We start from the raw sequence: 11,476 nt of genomic DNA, 5'->3' as shown, positions 1-11,476 counted from the left end.
GGGATTCCTTGCGGCGTGCCATGCGATGTCTCCTTCCAGATCATCGTAAGGCCCCACACGAAATTCCTGATAGTCCCTCCGGGAAGCGATACGCAAAAAGGCGGCCACCAGGACCGCCCTTCTCTCCACCTGAGATACTTGACCTACTCAATGACTTGGATGACTTGGCGGGTCTGAGGGTCGACCAGCACGGTACGATCGTTCACAACTGAGTAGCGGTACTGTGTTTGCACACCGACAGTCGACGGAACCGCATAAAGCTCCACCTGACGCGGCAAAGGCTGGCCGACAACCACCTGCTCTTGGACCCGCACCGATGGAGTGCCCTGAGTTACGACATACTGCTGGACCTGAGCAGCCTGAGGAGCAGCAAGAGCACCTCCGGCGATAGCACCGACGGCACCACCAACAACCGCACCAACCGGCCCACCGACAATTGCGCCTGTCACGGCGCCAGTAGCAAGACCAGCACCAGCACCTGCGTTCTGATTAGCTGTCTGAGAATGAGCAGCAATCGGAAGCGCAACAAGAGCCGCAACAGCAGTAGAAAAGATAAAACGCATTGTATGACCTCGTTGACATTCAAAGGCCAAACGCAGCCTATCTTAGCATTGTTTCCTGCCTCTTGATCACGAAACAATAACGGTTGTTAAAACCGACCGGAAACATTCCACAGCGGGCAATGCCGTGGTGAAATTCTCCCACACTCCTGTCCTTTGACCCTCGAGCATCCGTCGCGTTAGGGAGATCAACGCCTTCATGCCTCAAGATGAATTGATCCTTGAACCGTCGGTGACATATGGGTGAGGCGGTGTGTGGGAAGCCGTTGCTGAAACCGATTTAGCCTTTGCTTGTTACGGCCGGCTCCACGCATGTTGGGCCGATACACTCACCTGAGGCCAGCAGAGGTCGCTGGGAAGTTGACTAGAGCATCGGACCCAAAAGTGGACTTGCACTTTTGGGTCCGATGCTCCTTTCTATACAAAGCGCATCGTTAGGAGCGGAAAACCGGGTCCACTTTTCGCTGACGCGGCCCTTCGGGTCACTGACGTGGACCTTCGGTTCCGCACGATGCGCTTCGCTATGAACGGAGCATCGGTATAAAAGAAAAGCGCCTTGGAGCGCTCTTGATCCTGCCCCACCTGTTTCTATTGTTTGGATGAGCCGACGATGCAGCTAGCAGGCGTCGGCATACCAAAGTATAGATGCCTTAAATCCTCCTGATACCTCTCGCTCTCCGCAGAGATAATTGAGACGCAGCAGCGAAACCTTATAGGTTACGGCCACAAAGCGACCTCCTCTGCGAGGGTTCGTCAAAATCAACTGAATTATTGCTTCTAAATACCTATGGGGGAGTAGGGCAAAAGTCTATGTTCCGCCAAGCGCATGTATAACAGAGCTATGCATGCCGTGAACTTCTTCAGGGAGCACGAAGACTTCGCCACTATCTCGCAATCATTTACGCGGGCGTAGGCGAACCCGAACCCCAGACGGGAAAGCGCAGATAATGATGCACCGTAATTTGATCTTTCGCAGTATCCAGTCTCGGGGCTCCGAGACGATTGGATCCGGCTCGCTCCTATCTGATATCTGGACGTGAGGGCGCATAGAATGCCTCGGTATTTCTTTCACATCTTTGATCGCGAAAAGCTCACAGACGAGGACGGAACGACCCTCGCCAACAGGGAGGAAGCCCGCGCCCATGCAATCACGATTGCAGGCGAAATCCTCAGGGATGCGGGTAGAAAGTTCTGGACCGGCAATGAGTGGCGGCTGCTCGTCACGGATGAGACAGGCGCAAATGTATGTAGAGTTAGGTTCTTGGTTGACGATATTGCCCTGAGCTGACCAGAGAAGTGACTAGAGCCGCTTCCACTTGCGTGGAATCGGCTCCCTTCTTTGCCCAGCCGCATTTTCTGACGGCGAACCGGATCCACTTCGCCGAAAAATGCTCTAGAGCACCGGACCCAGAAGTGGAATTCACTTCTGGGTCCGGTGCTCTCTTCTAGAGAGAGCGCATCGTTGAAAGCGGAAGACCGGGTCCACTCTTCACTGACGCGGACCTTCGGTTCCGCACGATGCGCTAGGTCGCCTCTCGCATTCCCTTAGGCGTGGCGGCAGATTGCACTCATCTGGTCCTCATCTCCGATGCCCCACCGCTTCATCTGCCGCTCCTGTGGTCTCCCCGACCAGGATGCTGATTTGGCAGATCAGACCTTCAGCTGGGTACTGCATGTCAAGGCTTCCCACCAACTCACGCTGGATGATCTGCTTCAGCATACGTGTACCGAAGCCTGTGGACGTCGGCAGTTCAACTCTAGGCCCGCTGGCCTCGCGCCAAGTGATGCCCAGGGCCGTCCCTCCGTCTTGAACCTCCGCGCTCCATTCCACCAGGACGTGGCCGTCCGGGACCGATAAAGCACCGTGCTTGACGGCATTCGTCGCAAGCTCGTGGACGGCCATACCGAGGGCGACAGCCACTCTCGGAGGCAGATCCACATCTGGCCCGGCGAGAACGTACCGCTGTGACTCGATCCCGTAGGGTTCAAGCTCGACCTTGAGAATTTTGCGCAGTGAGGCTGCCTCCCAGCCGCTCTCATTGAGAAGGTTATGAGCCCGGGATAAAGCCAGGAGGCGAGCCTCGAACCGCTCACGGGCGACTTCCGGAGGCAATCCCTGGCGAAGCGATTGCCATGCAAGGGATTGAACAGTGGCGAGGGTGTTCTTCACCCGGTGATTCAGTTCGTCGATAAGAAGCTTCTGGCGCTCCTCGGCTCGCTTGCGCTCTGTGACGTCTTCCACGACCCGAACCGCATAGAGAAAGCGACCGTGGTCATCCCGTACCGCACTGCTGGAGACTCGGGTCCACCCCTCTGCTCCGTCTTTGCGGATGTGCCGCTTTTCGATCGTGTAGACACCAAACTCGCCGGCGGCCTGTCGCTCGAACAACTCGCGATCTGCCGTCAGCTCAATGCCATCGTTCGCATGCGTGAAGTGCAGCCCCAGCAGTTCCTCCCGGGTATGCCCAGTCAACTGGCAGCGCGCCTCGTTCACATAGACGAAACGCCCCTCCTGATCCACCTCGGCAATTCCGACGGCCGCGTTCTCTTGCGTCGCCCGTAGACGACCTTCACTTGCGCGTAAACACGCCTCCCGCTGCCGCAGCTCCGAGGAGGCCATCGAGAGCGCACGGTCGACATCATCGATCTCGCGCAATCCGGTGCCCAGCCGCACCACCGGTGCCCCCGTTCCAAGCACCCGGGCCTGATCAGCCAAGGCCTGAACAGGATTGATAATGCGTCTCCCCAGCCACAGTGCAAGGAGGCAGGAGAGACTGATAAGTGCGAGGCCCAGGGCAGCAATCGTCCACAACGATCTCTTCAATGGTCGCTGGATAGTCTCCTTTTGCACCCCGACAGCCGCTTTCCAGCCCGACAGCCTGGATCGAGCATAGGCTGCCAGGACCGGGAAACCTTCTTGCGTAAATCCCTCCCAGACCCCCTCGTCGGAAACCGCGTTCCTGCGCAGATCTTCCGTGGCGAGCTTACCGACGAAGGTCTCATGCTGCCGAGAGCGAGCAATGATCCGGTCCGCACGGTCAATCAGGGCCACTGTCCAGTCGGCTGGAAGACTCTGTGCCTGGAGCAATTCGGCAAAGAGCTTCGGCTCCAGGGCGACAGAGAGGACGTGAGTGGCTTGGTTCTCTTTCAGCACCGGCACCCGGACGTACACAACCGGTTCACTTGAGAACGGATCGACGGAGAGATCCTGCACGAAGGGACGCTTTGTTTGGATCACCTCTTCATCAATCTGATGATTGGCATCCTGCGGCAGAGGAGCCCTCCAGGGAAGGCGCGTGTTCACGACCTGCTGGCCCGTGCGGTCTCTCACCACAATAGCATAGATGTCAAATCGATCAGGAGACAACGAGCGCAAGGTGACAAGAGCTCGTCGGTAGAACGCTTCATAGTTGCCGTCGGTCAATGATTCCGACGCGGCAAGCGCTTGGGCTGTTGCAAGCACCCCAGTAAGCTCGCGATCAGCGGCAGAGATGATCCGCTGTGCGGCATCACGCGCGTCACGTTCATAGCGGCGGCTTTCGGTGTCGGCGAACCACCAAACAAGCACTAAGCCAAACACGAGAACCGGGAGTATCGGAGCAATGCTGAACGCCAGCAAATGCTGCCTGATCGAGGAGCGCAGCAGCCGTTTCATGAACCACGAAGCACCATAATACGGACACCAGAATCCAGATGGCTCAGCCATTGCATATTTAAGAATCACAGCGGCAATGTCGCTGGAGCGTTCGCGTAGTGCTGTTCACCACCTGCGGCTGCCGACTTGTCTTCGGAAGGGCAATAATTTGGTGCTTAAATTCGTCGATGAAAACATGTCGGCTCAGGCTCATCCGGAATTGTCCTGCTTCTGGAAGTATGGTTGAAAAGTGTTCATCAAAGCGGATGAACCTGAATCTTGGTTCCTGGCCATCAGCCCAGGATTTCCATGCCGCTTAATGATAGAGCTCGTGGCGGCGCTTTGCCTCCAGCATCAGTTCCACGGCAGCGGCTAGTTCGGGCTCGTCGAACTCGGAACATCCGCAGCTATCTACTGTCGCGCCGGTGGCATGCGAGTAGATCTCCAGCCAGAACAGCGGCCGGCCATCTGCTTCATTCTCGCAAGGAATTTCAGTTAAACGAACGTCAAGAGAGCCGAACCGGGCAACTACGATCGTTCTAAATCCAGCCGCATCACTGGCGGTAAACACAAGCTGAACATAGGCACGAATTATCCTTTGCTCGATTTCGTCAGGACAGGGTTCGAGCCAGAGCCGACTAAGTGTATGAGTTGTACTGTACCTTCGCACGTTGCCCTCCAGACTGACGAATGCCTTCGCTGTGGTACGAGATCTGTATTCAGTAGCGGACTATGCTCCGCGTGAACTCACGTCGAATGTGAGGCTCGCCGACAAGTCATGGCCGAGCGACCGCCCCACTTTGTGCCGCTCGCCGATATTCGCCGAGGTTGGGATGAGCGGCTTCGTGGGCGGGCCGCACCCCGTCGGTCACGGGCTCCATCGTTTTTAGCACGGTGGTCGTTGTCGGTTTCCTCAGGACGATGTGACACCGGGCGAAGATTACTACAGGGCGGCTGGGGTGACGTCGCGATAATGATCCGCGAGAGTCCACCCATCGACCGGGCCAAGGAAGTCGGCACGGCTATACGGCCGACCGATCAGATGCGGCCGATGCCTTGAAACGAGGGAACCTTGTTCGCTCGTATCCACCCTAACGAATTTGTGGTCAGCGGCCGATAAGTCCCGCGCAAGCTCCTCGCGAAGAATCGGATTGCTGTCCGCAACAAATATGTATTCCCCCCGGTCGCACTCATAGCAGCCTCTTGTGCCAGTTCGCCTCACGGGCGCCTCTCGGCAGAGTTCGAGTAGAAAATGTTCTGAGTGATCCGAAGCTAGCACGCTCGTTGCCACAACTCGATTGTCCTTACGGAAGGGATGGCTATCGAGAGAGATTGGAGCGACTATACGTTGGTTTAAGAGGACTTATACTGTAAGTGCCGTCATGTGCGAGCGCTCGTCCTGACCAGGAATCATGAATTCGTGTGCAAGGGCTCTCGGAATTGAGCCTCCATATACATAATGCCATCCATCCCCCTCGATTGGCATTTCCTCGACGCCGCAACAACCGCCGGAAACACGCGACAACCGGAAAGCTTTCGCACGGCACGGTCACCCCCGGCTCCTCTTCAGGGCCATATCGATGTATTGAAGTAAGGCTTTCTCATTAAATGGCTTGTTCAGGAAGCCAACAGCTCCAGCCTTGAGCAGGCGTGCCCGAAGTCTCTCTTCGGGATAGGCCGTAATGAAAATGATCGGTATAGACTGACCCTGGGCGATCAAAAGGCTTTGCAGCTCGACCCCGCTTATGCCCGGCATTTGAACGTCGGTAATCAGACATGACGTTTCGTGCATGTGTGGGGACTGCAGAAATTCTTCGACCGACGGAAAAGTGTGAACGGCCAATCCGAGCGAACTCACGAAACTCTTCATCGCAACGCGAACGGACTCGTCATCATCGATGATCGAAATGACCGGGAGATTCGACAAGGTGGCCCGCCCTCCTGCCTTTGAGGATAGAACCCCTGCGGCTGCGAAGCCGTCGTAAGCGGGACGAGTATGATCCGAATATATTCGGGTGAAATCATACTTAGGTTTATGGATCCCCCTACCTTGCCTGAATTCCAAGTGGTTCAACCGCTCTCACCGACTATCCCAATGGAGCTGCTGTTTCCGGTCACAGGATCGAAGTCTTGTGCAACAATGGCGATTCAGCACAGAAGGTCATCGGTGCAATTCTTTTGGTGACCGTGAGTAACTTGGCTGCTTCCATCCGCGAGGCTCCGCGGTGGCGAGCGTCCTCACCCCAATCAGAAAGCCGACACCGCGATCTTCCGAGGATGGACTGATCAGCCGGGAGCCGAGGATTGCCCGATGATCGACCATATGCCGGACTGGGAGAAACCGGCTTCAACGGCGTCAAAGATTGCGGCCACATCATCTCGGACATTCAGTGTTGCCGGGCCACTTGGCGACGCCAGGTGCCAGATCACGACGCAACGTCCTGGCGCGGAGGCAAGGTGAACCGGAAGACCGCACCCTGGGGTTTGTTCGCGGTAGCCCACACCCGCCCGCCATGCGCTTCGATAATTGACCGGCAAATCGAAAGCCCCATGCCCATGCCGCCGGGCTTAGTCGTGTAGAATGCATTGAACAACTCGTCCAAGTGCTCCAACTCCAGTCCCGGTCCGGTGTCGTGCACCTCGACGAGCACTCCCCGTGACCGATCCTCTTCGGTGCGGATCAGCAACGTCCGCGCACCCTTTTCGGTACTGTTCATTGCTTCGACGGCGTTCAGGATCAAGTTCAGAATCACCTGTTGCAGCTGAACCCGATCCCCTTGAACGAGCGGCAACCCCTTTGCGAGCTGGGTTTGCAGCGAAACGCCATTCCTCACCAACTCGTTACGGGTCAGGGCGATGGTTTCGCGGATGATTTCGTTGATGTCCAGCAGATCGTTTCGCGGAGGAATCTTCTTGATCAGAGCCCGGATCCGGCCGATGACCTCACTGGCGCGATTGCCGTCCTTGACGATATGGCCAAGAGCCTGCCGGGTCTCTTTCAGATCGGGGGGAGTGGCACTGAGCCAGCGCAAAGCAGCATGTGCATGGGTAACGACCGCGGCGATGGGCTGATTGACTTCATGGGCAATCGAAGCCGCTAGCTGCCCCATCGTCGTGATGCGATTGACGCGCGCAAGTTCCTGCTGCGCCTCCCGCAAGGCTTCAGCCGCCCGCTTTCTTTCGGTAACGTCCTCGCAGACGATCAAGATGACAGGCTGGTTCTTCATCAGCACAGCCCTGGCTGTTTCGCGAACCCAGAGCAGCGAGCCATCTTTGCGGATCTTGCGGAGTTCCCAGCTCATCGTCCTGCCGAGTTGTTCGAGGCACATGACGGTATTCCGTTGCACGGCCTCTCGGTCCGCCTCATGAAAAATGTCCAGAACCGAGGAGCCAATAAGTTCGCTGACGGTATAGCCGAGTTGCTCAGCCCCGTAGGGATTCACCGACAGGATCGTGCCTTCTGCGTCGACCATGAAGTACATGGTCGGATTGTTCTCGAAAACCGCCTTCCATTTCTCCTCGCTCTCCCGCAGCGCCTCTTCGGCCCGCTTGTTCTCGGTGATGTCCATGGCCGCCCCGATGATTTCAACAAGGTCGCCGGATTCGCTGAAAACGGGATGGCCTATTCCGTGAAGGTGTCTGATCTCGCCGTCCGGAAGAACGACCCGGAAGTCTATCTCGGAATCTCCCCTCTTACGAATTGCGCTTTCCGCGTTTTCGAGCCACTTTGCCCGGTCCTCCGGATGAATCCGCTGGAGAAGCGCCTCCAAGGACGGGATACCTGCTTTCGGATCGAAGCCAAACAGGCGGTAGCGTTCCTGAGACCAATAGGTGATCTCGTCCGTGGTGGGGTTCCACGCCCAACTGCCGCTTTTACTCAGCGACTCCGCTTCCGCAAGGTAGGCCTCGCTGCGCCGCAGTTCCTCCTCCGCCCGCTTGCGCTCTGTAATGTCCGTCACGGTCACGAGCACTCTGTCGAAAGGATCAGACTGCGGCGGGAACGTAATCGTGAACAGCACAGTCAATCTTTCTCCCGTCAGCGTTTTGAGAGGTGTCTCGGCTTCGAACCGCGCCGAGCCCTCGGCGAGGGCAACGAGCACCTTCTCAAAGACTTTGATCGTTTCCTCCGTGATTATCTTGTGAAGTGAGACGAGGCACTCCTCCTTGTCTTGAGCCTTGAAGAGCCTGATGGTCGTGTCGTTGACGTCGACAACCTTCACCTTTGATATGGCGTCCCGTGCAAAATCTGGGTGCTCGGTCAGGTATTCGCCAATGTCCCGGAACCCCCGGCTCTTCAGTTGATCGATGGCGGCTTTGACCCAGGAGAAATCCTCCTCCCAGATCGATACGCCGACCGTCTCGAAGATGCCGCGATATTTTCTTTCGCTCTCGCGCAGTTGTGCCGTCGATTCACGCAACCGGGCCGCCATCGCATTGACGCGCATCGCAAGGCGGCCCAGCTCGTCTTCGGACTCAACCGCACAACGCGCATCCAGGTCTCCACTGGCGATGCGGTCAACCATCACCTCCAGGCGGTTGATCGGGCCGCGCACCATCCACTTGAGCAGCACGAAGGTCGCCACATAGAGGCTGATGATGGTAGTGACCGCAATGAGAAGAATGGACCGTCGGAACGAAGCAATCGCCGCATCAGTGAGCGCACGGCTTAGCACGACGCGAACTTCACCGATCTTCTCTGCTGGGGAACTTGGGAACGCCGCGTACTCGATCGGCCGCATGCGGACGATAGTGTCGGAAGTGCCCCTCGACTGCGCTTTAGTCACGGTGGAGACCAGACCGTAATTGACTGCGGTCACGCTGAACTCGACAACCTCGGCATTATCCGAGAGTGCAGCAAGCTGATGGTCAATTGCCTTGAAGTCCACATTCCAGAGCGGCTGGGCCAGTGAACGGCTGAGCAGGTCCGCGAACTCCGTGGCACGTCCCTCCAGTTCGAGGAGTCTGCGGCCCCGCTCTCGCTCGATCTCGAGATAAGCGGATCCAGCCACCACTGCCGCTACGAGCATGGTAAGCGCCAGCATCAGCTTGGTGTGCAAACTGACAGCGTGCAGCTGCAAGCCTGCGGGGAATCGAGAGATCAAGGTAAGTTCCGTTTCTCCACGAGGCCCTTAAGGCTGAAGTCGTAGGGCCCGGGCCGCGGATGCAGTGCCTTCGAGTAGCTGCGGAAGTCCAGCATGTCTTTTCGCTTCATGACGATGTCATCGTATCGGGCGACGTTCTCATGGCCAACGACGAGATAGTCGAAACTCTGGGAAACCCCGCCATGCGCAGCGAAATCATGCCCATTGTGGTAATCGTTGAGCAAGATGATCGCCCAGGCTCCGATGAGAAAGTTGCCCGCAGCGGTGGCTGTCAGTCCGCCCTCGGCCACACTTGAGAGGGCATCCGGCCAGCCCCCCATACCACCCACGAGCACGGAGGCCCCACGGGCCTTGACCGCGCGCAGCGCACCCAACGCCATCGAGTCGTTGGCGGCCCAGATGATGTTGGTGTCCGGGTAGCGGGCGAGTAGAATTGTTGCTTTGTTTTCGCCATCCGCGTAGCTCCAGTCCCCGTACACGAGCTGATGGATTGTGCCGCGTCCTGCCTGGACGATATAGTCCCTGACGCCCTCAGCCCGCTCCAGCGAGACCGGCGTGTTGGGATCTCCCGTAATACCGACGACTCGCGGCTCACGGTCACCGAGCCGATGGTACAGATATTCCATCAGCAGGTAGCCGGCCCGTGTGGCGTCCGCTGTGACCGTTCCGATCCAGTTCCGAATGTGCTGACGCTCATTGCCGACCTCGCGACGTTGCTGGGGCGTGAGATCGTTATGGATGAGGAGGATCTTTGCTGGCGACTGCGCCAGCATATTAAGGATCTGCTGGGCGGCCAGCTTCTCGTTGACGATGACGATGTAGTCTGGGGCATCAGCCCGTTGCGCCACCTCCTCGGCTTGGCGCAGCATCCGCAGGTGGTCTCGCTCCGCAAAGAGTACTTCGAGTTGCATCCCGAACATCTGCGCGGCCATACGCATCGAGTCGCTGACCATCTGCCAATATGGACCGGCCCCACGGTCGACCGGCTCGCCGGGATTGAGAAAGACGATGCGAGGCGGTTTCTGGGCTGAAACCGGGCGGGCCAGAGCCAGCAAGCCGGCGTGGGCGAGGGCGAACATGACACTTCTGCGGTTCATGATACGCCTCCGGGCCGCAGGGCGTGCACTTCCTCGATAATCTTACACCAATTGGCTCAGATGGATAAGGGTTTCGAATAGGGGGCCCATCCTGCAGGATCCTGACCTCGTCGGGGCAGCTGGCCTCCTTTTCTCGCGGGAGATTCTGCCTGTCTGGTTTAGGAGGCACGCGGGGCCTCCTGGCCTTGAGGGCGTTTCCGGCAGTCCTCACATGGCCCATCAGTCAACAGGAACAGACCCTGGTGCGAGGCTTAGACCGCGGCCGGTCGAGTTCCTCCGCGCCAACGGAGGCACCGCGGACCCTATGGGGAGGAGGGGGAACGGGCTCCGAGCACCTCGGCCATTCTCACCAGATCGGCCAGTGTGCGAGCGCCCATTTTTCTCATGACCTGACCGCGATGGATTTTGACGGTAATCTCGCTGACCCCGAGTTTGCTCGCGATCTGCTTATTCATCATTCCGGTTGTGACCCAGCCCATCACCTCCTGCTCGCGCCGGGTCAGGGTGTCGAAACGTGCCCGCAAGTCCGACAAGTGCTTTTGGGCCTGCCGCCGTTGGCGATCACGCTCAAGCGCTATGGCAACGGCATCCAGCATGTCCTGATCGCGAAACGGTTTGGGCAGGAAATCAACAGCTCCAGCCTTCATGGCTTTCACCGACATTGGAATGTCGCCGTGGCCCGTCATGAAAATGACGGGAATATGAACGTTTGCCCTAGCCAGCTCGGCCTGAAAGTCGAGGCCACTCATGCCCGGCAGTCTGACGTCGAGCACCATGCAACTGGCTACGTCAGGCAAGCTACTATGCAACATTTCCATCGCCGAACCAAACATCTCGGCCTTAAGGCCAACGGATCGAAACAGACTTCTCAGCGCTTCGCGCAGAGATTCATCATCTTCGACAACGAATATGATCGGCTCTTCGGCAGTCGCACGCGGTGGAGCTTGACGGTGTGGCATGAGATCCACTCCAGATAGCCAGATAGGAGTCGGTGGCTGCTAAAATAACATTTTATGGGATGTCTCCCAAAGGAGACTAGACGGCTTCGTGATGGCGTAGGCAACCTCTTGATCGGCGACGCCA

8 protein-coding genes are annotated in these 11,476 nt (G+C 57.7%); 1 reads left to right on the top strand and 7 read right to left on the bottom strand.

Annotation, left to right across the window (positions count from 1 at the left end):
* Positions 1 to 143 precede the first annotated feature (143 nt).
* Complete coding sequence (locus DC522_RS19965; RefSeq protein ID WP_116530401.1) at positions 144 to 563, bottom strand: DUF1236 domain-containing protein; 420 nt, start codon at positions 561 to 563, stop codon at positions 144 to 146.
* A gap of 1,048 nt (positions 564 to 1,611) precedes the next feature.
* On the opposite strand from DC522_RS19965, the gene DC522_RS19960 reads away from it, so the two are divergent.
* Entirely contained in the window at positions 1,612 to 1,848 is a 237-nt protein-coding gene (locus DC522_RS19960; RefSeq protein WP_116530400.1) for a hypothetical protein, read from the top strand.
* Between the two features lie 291 nt (positions 1,849 to 2,139).
* On the opposite strand, the gene DC522_RS19955 is transcribed toward DC522_RS19960, so the two are convergent.
* The 6 genes from DC522_RS19955 to DC522_RS19930 form a co-directional block, all read right to left on the bottom strand.
* Positions 2,140 to 4,215 (bottom strand): PAS domain S-box protein, encoded by a 2,076-nt coding sequence (locus DC522_RS19955; RefSeq protein WP_165820225.1) that lies wholly within the window; start codon positions 4,213 to 4,215, stop codon positions 2,140 to 2,142.
* Positions 4,216 to 4,510: 295 nt separating this feature from the next.
* Positions 4,511 to 4,864 carry a hypothetical protein gene (locus DC522_RS19950; protein ID WP_116530398.1) on the bottom strand — a complete coding sequence of 118 codons (354 nt, stop codon included), beginning with the start codon at positions 4,862 to 4,864 and terminating at the stop codon, positions 4,511 to 4,513.
* A gap of 879 nt (positions 4,865 to 5,743) precedes the next feature.
* Entirely contained in the window at positions 5,744 to 6,121 is a 378-nt protein-coding gene (locus tag DC522_RS19945) for a response regulator transcription factor (RefSeq protein WP_116530397.1), read from the bottom strand.
* Between the two features lie 499 nt (positions 6,122 to 6,620).
* On the bottom strand, positions 6,621 to 9,221 hold the full coding sequence (locus DC522_RS19940) for a PAS domain S-box protein (RefSeq protein WP_245444345.1): 2,601 nt from the start codon (positions 9,219 to 9,221) through the stop codon (positions 6,621 to 6,623).
* 71 nt (positions 9,222 to 9,292) lie between these two features.
* Positions 9,293 to 10,393 (bottom strand): ABC transporter substrate-binding protein, encoded by a 1,101-nt coding sequence (locus DC522_RS19935; RefSeq protein WP_116530395.1) that lies wholly within the window; start codon positions 10,391 to 10,393, stop codon positions 9,293 to 9,295.
* Between the two features lie 302 nt (positions 10,394 to 10,695).
* The gene (locus DC522_RS19930; protein WP_116530394.1) at positions 10,696 to 11,352 is read right to left on the bottom strand and encodes a response regulator transcription factor; all 657 of its coding nucleotides are present in this window, start codon (positions 11,350 to 11,352) and stop codon (positions 10,696 to 10,698) included.
* Between the last annotated feature and the right edge of the window lie 124 nt (positions 11,353 to 11,476).

The sequence above is a fragment of the Microvirga sp. KLBC 81 genome, assembly GCF_003075415.1.
Taxonomy (GTDB): Bacteria; Pseudomonadota; Alphaproteobacteria; order Rhizobiales; family Beijerinckiaceae; genus Microvirga.
This window is presented reverse-complemented; position numbering and strand designations above follow the sequence as displayed.